Annotated in this window: 11 protein-coding genes; 7 read left to right on the forward strand and 4 right to left on the reverse strand. The window is 32.8% G+C overall.

All coding sequences use genetic code 11. The features are described 5' to 3' along the window. Nucleotides 1-3 precede the first annotated feature (3 nt). Both BW926_RS03670 and BW926_RS03675 read right to left on the reverse strand, forming a co-directional pair. Nucleotides 4-522 (reverse strand): KdsC family phosphatase, encoded by a 519-nt coding sequence (locus tag BW926_RS03670; protein ID WP_076444289.1) that lies wholly within the window; start codon nt 520-522, stop codon nt 4-6. After that, a complete protein-coding gene (locus BW926_RS03675; RefSeq protein WP_076444291.1) occupies nt 512-1,261 on the reverse strand; it encodes a Rossmann-like and DUF2520 domain-containing protein in 750 nt (249 codons plus the stop codon). The genes BW926_RS03670 and BW926_RS03675 overlap by 11 nt, the downstream gene beginning before the upstream one ends. A 355-nt stretch (nt 1,262-1,616) precedes the next feature. Here BW926_RS03675 and BW926_RS03680 point away from each other — a divergent pair, with 355 nt between their 5' ends. From BW926_RS03680 to lepA, 4 genes are all read left to right on the forward strand, one after another. Beyond that, nucleotides 1,617-2,168: an RNA polymerase sigma factor gene (locus BW926_RS03680; RefSeq protein ID WP_076444293.1), complete on the forward strand. Its 552-nt coding sequence runs from the start codon at nt 1,617-1,619 to the stop codon at nt 2,166-2,168. 19 nt (nt 2,169-2,187) lie between these two features. Continuing rightward, nucleotides 2,188-2,823: a hypothetical protein gene (locus tag BW926_RS03685; protein WP_228403388.1), complete on the forward strand. Its 636-nt coding sequence runs from the start codon at nt 2,188-2,190 to the stop codon at nt 2,821-2,823. 8 nt (nt 2,824-2,831) lie between these two features. Further along, complete coding sequence (locus BW926_RS03690) at nt 2,832-3,341, forward strand: hypothetical protein (protein WP_076444447.1); 510 nt, start codon at nt 2,832-2,834, stop codon at nt 3,339-3,341. 348 nt (nt 3,342-3,689) lie between these two features. Next, nucleotides 3,690-5,486 carry a translation elongation factor 4 gene (gene lepA, locus BW926_RS03695; RefSeq protein WP_076444295.1) on the forward strand — a complete coding sequence of 599 codons (1,797 nt, stop codon included), beginning with the start codon at nt 3,690-3,692 and terminating at the stop codon, nt 5,484-5,486. 66 nt (nt 5,487-5,552) lie between these two features. Here lepA and BW926_RS03700 read toward each other — a convergent pair whose 3' ends face one another. Further along, nucleotides 5,553-5,759 (reverse strand): DUF1579 family protein, encoded by a 207-nt coding sequence (locus BW926_RS03700; RefSeq protein ID WP_083672253.1) that lies wholly within the window; start codon nt 5,757-5,759, stop codon nt 5,553-5,555. Nucleotides 5,760-6,103: 344 nt separating this feature from the next. Between BW926_RS03700 and BW926_RS03705 the strand changes: the two genes are divergently transcribed. Further along, nucleotides 6,104-6,805 (forward strand): NUDIX hydrolase, encoded by a 702-nt coding sequence (locus BW926_RS03705; RefSeq protein WP_076444297.1) that lies wholly within the window; start codon nt 6,104-6,106, stop codon nt 6,803-6,805. A gap of 528 nt (nt 6,806-7,333) precedes the next feature. Here the strand turns inward: BW926_RS03705 and BW926_RS03710 are convergent. Next, nucleotides 7,334-8,215, reverse strand: coding sequence for a cupin-like domain-containing protein (locus BW926_RS03710; protein WP_076444299.1), 882 nt, complete (start codon nt 8,213-8,215; stop codon nt 7,334-7,336). A gap of 1,528 nt (nt 8,216-9,743) precedes the next feature. Between BW926_RS03710 and BW926_RS03715 the strand changes: the two genes are divergently transcribed. Continuing rightward, complete coding sequence (locus BW926_RS03715; RefSeq protein WP_076444301.1) at nt 9,744-12,446, forward strand: carboxypeptidase-like regulatory domain-containing protein; 2,703 nt, start codon at nt 9,744-9,746, stop codon at nt 12,444-12,446. 143 nt (nt 12,447-12,589) lie between these two features. After that, nucleotides 12,590-13,525, forward strand: a complete 936-nt coding sequence (locus BW926_RS03720) for a GLPGLI family protein (protein ID WP_076444303.1) — start codon at nt 12,590-12,592, stop codon at nt 13,523-13,525. Nucleotides 13,526-13,543 lie beyond the last annotated feature (18 nt).

The raw sequence follows: 13,543 nt of genomic DNA on the forward strand, positions 1-13,543 counted from the left end.
TAATTAAACTGATTGTGTGTTATCATCATGCCATTTTCCCTGAACCTTCATTACTTGTTCAATTACATCACGTACTGCCCCGCTTCCGCCTTTTATTGAAGAAATGTATGTTGCAATTTCTTTAATTTCCGAGACGGCATTTTCCGGGCAGGCAGCAACAGCAGAATTTTTCATAATATGAAGATCGGGAATATCGTCTCCCATTGTTAAAATTTCTTCATTTTTAAGATTGTACTTAGCCTTAAAATCTTCAAAATCTATCATTTTATCTGGTGATTTTGGATAGTAATCCTTTACCCCGAGATAGTTCATTCTGTGTTTTACCATTTCGTCATTTCCGCCGGTGATTACTCCGATGATATAGTTATTTTTCAATGCTTTAACCACTGCGTAACCATCCAGGACGTTCATTACCCTGCACATATTTCCTCCAGGCATCAGATAAACGTTCCCATCTGTGAAAACTCCGTCTACATCGAATACAAATGCTTTAATATTTTTTAATTTGTCTTTATAGCTCATACATTTTTTGAATAGAATGATTCATTGTTTTATAAATCTCAAGGCTTTCGTCTTTTAGCAACTGCTCGTGTAATTCCAGAATTCTTTTGTCGTTTCTCACGGCTGGTCCGGTTTGTGCAGATTTGGGATCAATTTCATGTATTTTTTGAACTGTTTCATCAATAAGCGGCAAAAAATATTCAAAGGGAATTTCTTGGGAATCAGAAATTTCCTTGGCTCTTGAAAAAAGATGATTCACAAAGTTACAAGCAAAAACGGCTGTCAAGTGAATGTATTTTCTTTTATTATAAGTGCTTTCCATTACATTTCTGGAGATTTTGGAAGCAATTTCAAACAATGTTTTTTGATCATTTTCATTTTCAGCTTCAATAAAAAACGGAATCTTTGAATAATCCAGCTCTTTTGATTTTGAAAAGGTCTGTAAAGGATAAAAGCTTGATTTTCTGTACTCCCCTGCTAAAATTTCTTTGGAAATCGAACCTGAAGTATGGGCTACCAAGGCTTCTTTTTTAGTAATAATTTTAGAAACGGCTTCCACAGAATTGTCACTTACGCAAATGAAATACACATCCGCATCCTCCAGGGTCTGCGTAGAAACCGGGATTTTGAGTTCTTCGGAGATTTTATTCAGTTCCTCTTCATTCCTGCCAAAAATCTGTGCTAAAGGAATTTTATTCAGAACAAAAGCTTTTGCCATATGGTAGGCTACATTTCCGGAACCGATGATTACAATTTGCATATAACAAAGATAGGATTTTGTGTTGAGTTTTTTGGAAGAGAAGTTGGGGTACAAAGTTAGTATGAGTAATTTTCAATGCAGGGTTTGCGGAGAATCTTTATGTAGGATGCGTTCGCAGGGCGTTTTACTCAGCAATTGAGTATGAATGTGATATAGCCTTGGCTGGTGAAACGGCCTTGCGAACGGAAAATATTTTCAATTATTTTAAAAAAATCCTTACGAACCTGCGTTAAATATTACCTCTTAATTTAAATCTTAAAAATTAATTTTAACAATAAAAAATATTTGGACTAAAAATTGAAGAAGTAATTTAACTTTCAGTTATTTTTGTAATCCAAAACAATGAAAGCATCTTATGAAGATTAAGGACACGGAAATTATTTCGTTGATGCAAGATCCACGAACTCAGGAAAAAGGAGTTCGTGCTTTAATGGATGCTTATCAAAGTAGATTGTATTGGCACATAAGAAGAATTATTGTGGACGGAGATCTTGCTCAGGACACTTTGCAGGAGACTTTTATTAAAGCTTATCAGAATTTTCACCAGTTCAAAAATGATAGCCAGTTATATACATGGCTGTACAGAATTGCTACCAATGAAGCACTACAGCAAGTCAATAAACTGAAGAAAATGCAGAAAACTGATGGGGATGCTGAGTATCACATGCAGAATCTTGTTGCGGATAATACAGACGGAGATGCCGAAGAAATACAGATATTGCTACAGAGTGCTATACAAAGCCTGCCGGAAAAGCAGAAACTGGTATTTATGATGCGGTATTATGATGATCTGCCTTACGAAGAGATATCCAAAATTGTGGATATGTCGGTAGGGACACTGAAAACGAATTATCATTATGCCAAACAGAAAATAGAAGAATATATTAAAGAGAATTATGAGAGATAATTTTTGAGAAAACGACAAGATGAAAGATTTTGATCTGGAAAAATTAGAACGCAAAAACATCTATAAAGTCCCTGAAAATTTGTTTGAAAACATTCAGGGGAGGGTATTGAGTGGGCTCAATAATTTTGATCTGGAAAAATTAGAACGTAAAAATATTTACACAGTCCCTGAAAATCTGTTTGAGAATATTCAGGAAAATGTATTGAGTAGTGTGCTGACGGCTAAGAAAAAAGTATCGATTTTTAAATTAAATTGGGCTTATGCAGCTGCCGCATCACTGGCTTTGATTTTTGGAGCGACTTTTATTTTTGACAGCAATAATGATTCAAAAGGAACAAATTCTCAGACAGCTTATGCTTCGAATATCAAGGAAAAAAAGTCTGAAAGCGAAAAGGCTTATGAAACTTTGAAATCTGATTTAACTTCTATCGAAAATAATAATCAAATAATTGAAAATCAAAATAATAATAAAGTCTTAGTTCAAGATAACAGCGGAACAGAAACAAAAGCTGAAACGATAAGTAAAGCTTTAAAATCTGTTTCACAACAAGAAGAAACTCAGATGAACGAATACCTGGATTCTTTTACAAATTCTGAAATCTCAGAGTTGGCAAGCAATTCAACACAGGACGTTTACCTGGATTTATATAATTAATGAGAAAGATGAAAAAGATATTATTTACACTTTTGATTATTTATGGTTTTGGACTGAATGCCCAAAGAATGGATTATGACTGGAAAAAAATGGACCCTAAACAAAGAAAGGAAGTAATAAACAATCTTTCTCCGGAGGAAAGAAAAATGCTCCTTACCAAGTTCCGAAACAATATGGTGATGGAAAATCTGGATATAGATCCTAGTGATAAAACCGAATTTACAGAGATCTATAATGAATATCTGGAAAGCCAGAAGCAGATTAAAAACCAGTTTAATTCTAAGTTTAACCCTGAAACGCTGTCCAATGAAGAAGCCAAGGCTAAACTTCAGCAGAGTTTTGAGGTAGGACAAAAGTTATTGGATAATAGAAAAAAATACGCGGATAAAATGCAGCAGGTAATTCCTTGCCAAAAAGTCTTGAAGCTGTTTCAGTCTGAGGGAATGATGAGAGATAAGATGAACGAAAGAAAACCTCGCGGCAACAATAACGCTCCAAGACAAAGACAAACTCCATAATAGTTTATTTTTTTAATGTTGGACGACTCTTGCAATTTATTTGTGAGGGTCGTTTGATTTTTAGATTAATCTCTATTTTTGCAGAAACTTAAAAACATTATGAAAAAAATTATTTTATTCCTGTTATTTTCTGTCGTTGTTTCTGCGCAGAAGACACAATATATTGGAGTTGCTAACTTTGTTAGGACACAATTCTTATACTCTTTAAGTTAAAGAGGATATAAATTTTGTCTCAAAAAGAGTTGCAAGTTCAAAATCAAATTAATCACAAATTAAATTCTCTCTATTAAAATTAAGAATAAGAAATTCTCTATCATTTTCTTATCTTTGCAAATTACAAGTTCTTAAATGAAAAACATACGAAATTTTTGCATAATCGCTCATATCGATCACGGTAAAAGTACTTTGGCAGATCGTCTTTTGGAGTACACCAATACGGTGACTCAAAGAGAATTACAGTCTCAGACGCTGGATGATATGGATTTGGAAAAAGAACGTGGGATTACTATTAAGTCTCACGCCATCCAGATGGATTATGAATATAAAGGCGAAAAATTTATATTAAACTTAATTGATACACCGGGGCACGTAGATTTTTCCTACGAAGTTTCCCGTTCAATTGCTGCTTGTGAAGGGGCACTTCTTATTGTAGATGCTGCTCAAAGTATTCAGGCACAAACGATTAGTAATTTGTATTTGGCATTGGAAAATGATTTAACGATCATTCCGATTTTGAATAAAATTGACCTTCCTTCTGCAAATCCTGAAGAAGTAACTGACGAAATCATGAATTTGATAGGTTGCGAATATGAAGATGTTTTGAGAGTTTCAGGAAAAACAGGTGAAGGTGTTCACCATTTGCTAGAGCAAATTGTGGAAAGAATTCCGGCTCCGGTTGGAGATCCCGATGCACCGCTTCAGGCTTTGATTTTTGACTCAGTTTACAATCCATTCAGAGGAATTGAGGCTTATTTCAAAGTGGTAAACGGAAGCATTACGAAAAACGAAAAAATTAAATTCTTTGCAACAGGTAAAGAATATGGAGCTGATGAGGTAGGAACTTTGAAGTTGAAGCAGGTTCCAAAGAAAACTGTAGGTTGTGGAGATGTAGGATATTTGGTTTCCGGTATTAAAGATGCCCGTGAAGTAAAAGTAGGTGATACCATCACTTCTTTTGATAAGCCTGCTGCAGGACCAATCGAAGGTTTTGAGGAAGTAAAGCCAATGGTTTTCGCAGGTATTTATCCAATTGATTCTGAGGATTTTGAAGAGTTAAGATTCTCTCTTGAAAAATTAAGACTAAATGATGCTTCTTTGGTTTTCGAACCGGAAAGTTCAGCGGCTTTAGGTTTCGGTTTCCGATGCGGATTCTTAGGAATGCTTCACATGGAAATTGTTCAGGAAAGGCTCGATAGAGAGTTTAATATGAACGTCATCACAACAGTTCCAAACGTTTCTTATTTTGGTTATTCTAAAAAAGAACCAGAGGTTCCGATTCTTATCAATAACCCTTCCGAAATGATGGATCCTTCAATTTTAGATAGAGTGGAAGAGCCTTATATTAAGGCTTCCATCATTACGAAATCTGACTTTGTAGGATCTGTAATGACACTTTGTATTGAAAAAAGAGGGGAAATCGTTAACCAAAGTTATTTGACGTCTGAAAGGGTAGAATTAATCTTCAACATGCCTTTGGCAGAGGTTGTTTTCGACTTCTATGACAGATTAAAATCTATTTCTAAAGGATATGCTTCTTTCGACTATCATCCAATCGGATTCAGAGCTTCCAAGTTGGTAAAAATGGATATCCTGATTAATGGAGATATGGTAGATGCATTATCTTCTTTGATTCACGATTCTAATGCTTATCATATAGGTAAAAAAATGTGTGAAAAACTTCGTGAACTGATCCCGAGACAGCAGTTTGACATTGCAGTTCAGGCAGCTTTGGGAACGAAAGTTATTGCAAGAGAAACAATTAAAGCATTGAGAAAAGACGTTACCGCAAAATGTTACGGAGGAGATATTTCCAGAAAGCGTAAACTTTTGGAAAAGCAAAAAGAAGGTAAGAAAAAAATGAAGCAGATTGGTCGTGTAGAAGTACCACAATCGGCATTTATGGCTGTTTTGAAGCTTAATGATTAAATAAAAGCCAAGTAAAAAGGCAGAAGATAAAAGTAAAATCCGCAGACAGTTCTGCGGATTTTTTATTTATTTCTTACGGGTAAATTTTATTTCCATCATTTTAAATTCTTTTCCTGTTTTAGAATCTGGGCCGTACATTTCCAGTTTCTGCGTGTTGTCATCCACGAAAGTAAAGACTTCTCTTACGTCACAATCTTTTCCCGGTCTTGCGGGATCCTTCATTTTTCCTTTAAATTCCATTGATTTTGTTGAAGCGCTCCAATTGCCTTCCATATTTAACCTGAGTTCGGGATAAGCATTTTGAATAACTAAAAGAAAATCATTAATTTATACTTAGTCCTTTCATTTCTTGATCAACTTTTTGATTTTCAGGATAGAAAAATGGTTATAAACCAGAAATAATGAAGTCATCTTTTAAAGATCTGAAAGCTAAATCATCAAAACATAATATTTAAAATAATAATTATCAATTAATTAAAATTTACAACTATTATTATTTTCTTATCCCTAACTCAGGTAAATTTAATAAAAATTATTATTTGGAGATTTTTTATTTTAATATTGAATAGTATTAATCTAAATTGTAATTTTGTGTATTCGTAACGCAAATTAATACAATGGAGTCTCCAAAAGAATTAGAGGATATAAAAGTTACCGTAGATGCGGTCATTTTTGGATATTTTAAAAAAAATGACCTTCAGCTTTTATTGATCCAAAGAAATATTAAGCCATTCAAAGGAGACTGGGCTCTTCCGGGAAGACTTGTTCTTAACAATGAAAATCTCGACGATGCGGTAAAGAGGGAACTATATGAAAAAACAGGTATAAGACCTGATTTTTTGGAACAACTCTACACTTTTGGTAATGTTGATCGTGATCCTCGAAACAGGGTGGTTTCCATAGCGTATTTAGGACTTGTGAATCCCTCTTATCATAAAGTCTTTGCAGATTCCGATGTAGAAGATGTACAATGGTTCAGTGTGAATCAGCTTCCAAAACTGGCTTTTGATCATCAAATAATTATTGATGTTGCGTTAAAAAGGCTTCGTAAAAAAATTCAGTACCAGCCCATTGCTTTTAATCTTTTGAATGAAGAGTTTGCGTTTTCTGATCTTGAAAATCTCTATAAAACCATTATTGGTAAAGAAATTGATCGCCGGAATTTTCGCAAAAAAATTATGAGTTACGAATTGCTTAATGAAACCAATAATTTGAAAAAAGAAGGCAGCGGAAGACCCAGTAAACTATTTATCTTCAATCAGGAGAAACATAGAGGACTGGAAGAGGAGGGGTTTTATTTCGAAATTAAATGGGTTTAAAAACAAATTTTATGTATATTCCTATAAATAAAATAAATTTTGATAATGAAAATCAATCGACAATATTATTTAGTTTACAATTAACGCGAATAATTTGGAAGATATAATTATGTTTTTTTTTGTGTAAAAAATGATACGATTGAAAAATTTCAGATAAAAGAAAAATTAGAATTCAGTTTTTTTGGGAGGCATGATTGAAGGATAAAATTACCAAAGCATTTTTCAGCCAGTGGATTCCTGTTAATTTTGAAGAAGAAGGAATTAATTACAAAACTGCTGAACATTTCAATGATAAAAAGGTTTATTTTTAATGATGATAAAAGCAAAATCATAGCGGCTCAAAATAATATCAATTCCGTTTTAGAAAAAAGAATTGAAAAATAAAGCCGACATCGCGTTCATCTGAATCAGACAAAGAAACCGCAGCCAAAGTAGGAATGCACCAGGGAAAACCGATTATTTTAACAGTCAGATTAAATATTGACTAATTCATCATACCAATAAAAAAGATGCTTCAAAATTTGTGTCTTATCTTGGTAAACCTCTTTTTAAAGCTATTTCTGCTCTTTTTATGGCTACTTTTTCTTTCCAGTCCATATATTTTTTCTTAAAGTTTTTCTTCATGATATCATCAAATTTACGCTGTATCGTAAGATTCCATAAAGAATGTGCCTTTACTGCCCATGATTTGTCCCAAGCTCTTAAAGAAATGGAGAAACTTCCATCCAGATATTTCATCCAGTGCCACCAGCCTGTAGGCATAAATAAAGTATCACCATGCTCAAGGAAGCATTCAATACCTTCTACACCATCAAGAGCAGGGAATTTTGTAAAATCCGGATTTTCTATGTCATAATCTTCCAGCGCGTAGGTTGCGTAAGGGATTTGGTATAATCTTTCTTTCCATTTATAATCAAAAAGAAGAATGTGCTTTCTTCCATTAAAATGAGTATGGAAGATATGTGCCATATCAATATCAAAATGAAGAAAGGTTACAGAACCCTTCCCCCCGAAAAACATATTAGGGTATTTATCTAAAAATCCTCCCATTAAAGCTTTTGGCGAAATGTAATCTTCCAGTAGCTTCGGAGCATACTTTATTGGGTCAAAAAGAAAAATCCTCAGGTCTGTTGGTTCTCTCTGGATAAGCTCTATATAATCTCCAAACTTCATTCTTGCGGCTGAAGCGTTGATGGGAGCGGCCGGATCTGCTTTTGAGCTATCATATAACGGAACTTCCACATCTCCTACTACTTCCTTCATATATTCCATGGTCCATTTCTGATATGCAGGCCATTTTCTTGCCATGTTTTTGATTACAACAGGCTTTCTTGGTTTAAGATACTTTTTAATAAATTCTTCCTGAGTAATATCATCTACAACATCTATCGGCTTTAAGTTGATTCCCATCTTTAAAATTTTAATGTTACAAAATTATTAAATAAAAATATATGCAGACAAGTTTAAGCTTTTTTTAATCTATCATTGAAATAAATTTAAACTATTCGGTCTAAATAAAAACAGAAAAGGATAAATCAGAGGAATAAAAAACAAAATACCCTGTAAAAAGCTTACAGGGCAAAAACACAAATTGATTGAATAAAAATTCATTCTAAAGCGAAGATAAAACATTTATTTTATAAAAAAAATCGAAGAAAAGTGGATATTATGATAGTATTTATGGGCTAATTTTTATAATTTTTATAAAAAAAAATAGTATGCTTGAAATAAGAATGGATTTCAAAGTATTTTGTTAAAGATTTTTATTAAAAAAATATTTTGAAATTTTTCAAAATATTGTATAACTATTTAATTGTCAGTATTTTTTTCTTTGGTATTATTCAAACAAAAGGGATATGCTTACAAAATGATTCTGTCTAAAAATAAAATAACCCTGTAAAAGATTTACAGGGCAAAAACACAAATTGATTGAATAAAAATTCATTCTGGAACAAAGATAAAACATTTATTTGAAATGCAAAATTGACAAAAAATTAATAAAATATTTAGTAATGGGAGATTTTTTTTATTTTTTTTGCTTAAATGAAAGTTATGTTTGAAATAAGAATATTATATTCTTATTTTTTGAAAAATTTTCCTTAAAAAAATTTTTTAATTTTTTGTTACTTAAAAAATACAGTATAATTCGTTGGTTTTCTTCATTATACAATTGTTGCAAAATTCATATGTTTGTGATATGGCACAAATGAGAAATTCACGAAACATTTTGGGCGTTCTACCTCTGATGTATTTCTCTTTAAGTCTTATGATGCATTATCTGATTTTGAGATTCTATTCTAGAAAAGAATTTCTGGTTTTGAAAAGAATTTTTTAACGATTTTAAAAACAATTATTTAACAAATATTTTATTAAAAAGAAAATTCTATTTTGCGCGATGCTGGAGTATTTCCGTTATGGGATTTGTGAAACCTCTTCAGGCGGTTTGGACTTCGGCGAATCTTCGACTTCACTTAATTTCGAAATATAAATATCAAAATGTGCAATCAGCCTAATAACATGTTTAAATATTAAATTCAAAAAAAAATATCCTGAAATTCAGGATATTAAACACAAGTAAGAAGAAAAATTACATCTACTAATAACTCCCATTTTTAAAACAAATAATTTAGTGATGTGTCTTAACAAAAATTCACTTTCGTGAGATATTTGCAAAGCTAATCATCATTAAAAAAATTTAAAAATAAAAATGATTGAATCTTCACTTGTTGCTTAAATACGATGAATAAACAAAAATTCGGCGAAAATTTTTCTTTATATCGGGAAATATTCTACAGAAAATAAAGAATAGCACAAATAAAATAAATTATAACTATATTTGTAGTGATAAAAGAACATTTAACTTTTCCAAGTAAACCCAATCTTTACACATATGTAACAAAAAGCCATTATCATTAACTAATTAGACAAATAATAAATTATGAAAAAGAAAATTTCTTTATTCCTGTTGATTTTTTTCTCTGTCCTGTTTTTTTCACAAAAAACAGTGTCAGGAAAAATCACGGATGAAGATGGTGTTGCTATTCCCAGTGCGAGTGTAACGGTGGAGGAACCGGGAAAGGATGCAATTCTGGCCTATGCAATTACCAATTCTAAAGGAGAATATAAAGTAACGTTCACTTCTTCAGAACCGAATGTAGACCTGAAGGTAAAGGCATTCAACCAGCGACCTCTTACAAAACAGCTCAGCAATAACGACCAAAACCAAGATTTTAAATTACAGGCCGAAGCCACGGAAATCAAAGAAGTACAGCTGAAGACAAAGCTTATTACAGCAAGAGGTGATACCATTGCGTATGATCTGAAAGCATTCGACAGCAAAAGCGACAGGACGCTGGCAGATGTGATGAAAAAAATTCCCGGGATTGAAGTCAATACAGACGGAACGATTCTCTACCAGGGAAATGCCATCAATAAATTCTACGTGAACGGGAAAGACCTTATGGAAGGAGGCTACGGAACGATCAATAACTCGCTTCCGAAAGATGCGGTACAAAAAGTTGAGGTTCTTGAAAATCATCAACCAGTAAAAATATTGCAGGATAAAGTGCCTTCAGACCAGGCAGCCATTAATATCAAACTGAAAAATTCGGTTACCATGACAGGTAGAGGAGAAGTGGGAGTCGGGGCAAGCCCGTTCTTATGGAATGTAAAACTAACCCCGATGTTTTTCGGCCAGAAAAGCCAGTGGGTAGTAAATTATAAATCGAATAATGCAGGAGAACAGGTAGAAAATGAAGGGAATATCCTGGCATTTGGAAGCGGATGGGAAGGAAGAAGAATAAATGCAGCACAAAATGATTGGCTGAATGTGGAAAATGCAAGTACACCGGATCTTCCTGTAAAAAGATATCTGATGAATAGCGTGCACTATATATCAGCTAATTATCTTACAAATATTGATAAGAAAAAAGAATGGGAATTAAAAGCTAATGCAAATTATACCAACAATGCCATAGAAAGAGAATCTTATAATGAACAAAATGACTATCAGCAAAATACACATTATAAAACGAATATCCTGAATCATTTTTATACGGATAAGGCAAAAGCTGAATTAATTTTCACAAAAAATGCAAAAAAAGGATTTTTTAAGAATACAACCTCTTTTAGTCAGTTTTGGAATGCAGACAGAGCCAGTACAGATATCACAGACCGGTTTGGCAGCAGACAAGGTGATGAAGGAGTGCAGTCTCCTACAACCTCTTTTCAAAACTCTTTAAGCACAATTTTACCGTGGAAGGAAAAAATGATCAATATTAAGTCTTACTTAAGTTATCAGGATGATCACCAGTCTCTTGATATTAACCCTTCTTCGTATGTAAAAATTCCTATTTCATATGACCCTGTTTCTCAACAGTATACTTTCTTTGACTTCCAGGATGCCAATACAATTCGTCAGAATTTTAATATGAAAACTTTTCAGGCGAATCATTCTGCAAACGTTAGCTTTTCAACAAAAGGCTGGACTTTTACCCCTGAAGTAGGACTCAACTTTTCAACAAATAAAATGGATTCTGAGCTATTGGGGCTTACTAATAATGGAAATATAGGATATGGAAAGAGCTATGTAAACGATATAAAATATACTAATACGACTCCTTATGCTGCTTTAGGCATTAATTATAAGACTGAGTCGTGGATGTTATTTGCACAAATGCCCGTTAATTTCAATAATATTACGGCCAAAGATGATGAAAGAGGTGTTTCAAAGTCATTAAATAAAGTAACATTTGAGCCTAATGCTTTCGCACAATATACTTTTGCGTCTTTTTGGAAGGCGAGCGTTAATGGAAGTATTAGTAATAATTTCGGTGACATTAGTGATATGTATGCAGGAAACATTTTATCAAATCCCGGAAGTCTAAGCTCAATGTCTCCAACCAATCCGATAAATGAAATAAATTCTAAATCTGCAGGAGTGGGAATAGAATACAGAAACCCGTTGAATAATATCTTTTTTAATATAAGATACAGATACAGCTATGCAAAAAGAAATCTTACCGCAAATGTCCTGAACCAGGGGACGGGAGCTTCTACTATCATTTATGAGTTGGAAGATAATAAAAATTCTTCAAACACTTACAGCGCTGAAATCGGAAAGTACTTCCCAAAATTTAAGACAAACGCTTCAGTAAATTACAAAAACACAGAATCCGAATCTTTCCAGAAAAGAAATAATGTAGGGTTTGAAAATAAGACAACGAATCAAAGTTTCGGGATGAAATTCAACAATACATATTTCAGCTGGATGAGTATTGATTATAACTTTACATATTCTTGGAACAAAAGAAACAGTGTTACAGGAACAGATTTTAAAACTAATGGATATAATCACAACTTAAATTTATTCCTATATCCTATAGAAAACCACACCATCGGTTTTTATTGGGATCAGGTAAATACAGGAAATCAGACCTCGACATATAAAAATCCTTTCTTTGATGTTTCATATCAGTTTACATGGGCTAAAAAGAAAATTGATTTTGAAATAAAATGGATGAATATTGCCAATAGAAAGCTATTTGAAACATATACGGTAGATGCTTTTACGGATAGTTACACCAGAATCCAGCTTCGCCCAAGCCAGGTAATGTTCACCGTAAAATTCAATTTTAAATAAAAAAATAAAAACCAGCCTCACTAAGGTTGGTTTTTTTTATCACATAAGGTTAAACGTTATAAATTTAAGACGAAAAAAAAATAATTTAAAAATCTGTAACAAAAGTTAGAAAAAACTAACTAATTAGTAAAACATCAGAAAAAATGAAAAACCTATTTTCAATATTCTTTATAGCGCTTTTTGCTTTCGTAAACGCTCAGGACAAAGATGCCAAAGAAACGGCGAACCGATTCTTTTATGAGCTGACTTTTAAACCTAAAAAAGATTCTGCAAAGCTGGATAAGGTGATTACTATTTTGGACATTACAGATAAAAATAGATCTGTTTATCAAGATTATACCGTTATTGCTCAGGATTCCATTATGAAAGTCGAAATTGAAGCAATGAAGAAAGCAGGAGTAATGAAAGATCTTTCAAAATCGATTAAAATGCCAAAAATTTCGGCAAGAATTTATAAATTTTATCCTAGCATGAAAATTCAATACGTTGATAAAGTTGCAAACGGATTTACACCTGCAAGTATAGGATATAATTCGGATTTAAAATTCAACTGGAAAATTCTTAACGATAAGCAAAAGATAGGAGAGTATAATACTCAAAGAGCAACAACAGAATTTGGAGGAAGAACCTGGACTGCCTGGTTTACAACAGATATACCATTTCAGGATGGCCCTTACAAGTTCTGGGGGCTGCCAGGGCTTATAGTTAAAATCGAAGATGATGCAAAAAATTATTCTTGGGTTTTACAGGGAAATAAAAAAATCAAAGATTATACAGAATTTTCATATGTCGAAAATCTAATGCATGCAACAGGTGGAAAAGTAAAAGAATTACCTAGAGATAAATTTGAAAAAACGTTTAATGATTTCAAAAAAGATCCGTTTGCTTCTGTAAGACCAATGATGACACAAGAAATGTTATCTAAGTCAATCCCAGGAATGGATGGTACTATTGGAGATATGATGAAAAAGCAAGAAAAACAATATAAAGATTTTTATAATGCCAATGATAATCCAATCGAACCTGATTACGGAAAAGTAAACACAGGAAATGTAGAAAAAACTGGAGTGGAAAAATAAAAAACAGTCATATCAACT

Origin of the sequence: Chryseobacterium sp. RU37D, from assembly GCF_900156075.1 — a bacterium.
Lineage (GTDB): Bacteria > Bacteroidota > Bacteroidia > Flavobacteriales > Weeksellaceae > Chryseobacterium.

Excerpts from the sequence above, each read along its gene's own strand:
- BW926_RS03710 (WP_076444299.1), bottom strand. The coding sequence starts at position 8,215 with ATGGGAATCAACTTAAAGCCGATAGATGTTGTAGATGATATTACTCAG.
- BW926_RS03670 (WP_076444289.1), bottom strand. The coding sequence starts at position 522 with ATGAGCTATAAAGACAAATTAAAAAATATTAAAGCATTTGTATTCGAT.
- BW926_RS03705 (WP_076444297.1), top strand. The coding sequence starts at position 6,104 with ATGGAGTCTCCAAAAGAATTAGAGGATATAAAAGTTACCGTAGATGCG.
- BW926_RS03680 (WP_076444293.1), top strand. The coding sequence starts at position 1,617 with ATGAAGATTAAGGACACGGAAATTATTTCGTTGATGCAAGATCCACGA.
- BW926_RS03675 (WP_076444291.1), bottom strand. The coding sequence starts at position 1,261 with ATGCAAATTGTAATCATCGGTTCCGGAAATGTAGCCTACCATATGGCA.
- BW926_RS03700 (WP_083672253.1), bottom strand. The coding sequence starts at position 5,759 with ATGGAAGGCAATTGGAGCGCTTCAACAAAATCAATGGAATTTAAAGGA.
- lepA (WP_076444295.1), top strand. The coding sequence starts at position 3,690 with ATGAAAAACATACGAAATTTTTGCATAATCGCTCATATCGATCACGGT.
- BW926_RS03715 (WP_076444301.1), top strand. The coding sequence starts at position 9,744 with ATGAAAAAGAAAATTTCTTTATTCCTGTTGATTTTTTTCTCTGTCCTG.
- BW926_RS03720 (WP_076444303.1), top strand. The coding sequence starts at position 12,590 with ATGAAAAACCTATTTTCAATATTCTTTATAGCGCTTTTTGCTTTCGTA.
- BW926_RS03685 (WP_228403388.1), top strand. The coding sequence starts at position 2,188 with ATGAAAGATTTTGATCTGGAAAAATTAGAACGCAAAAACATCTATAAA.
- BW926_RS03690 (WP_076444447.1), top strand. The coding sequence starts at position 2,832 with ATGAAAAAGATATTATTTACACTTTTGATTATTTATGGTTTTGGACTG.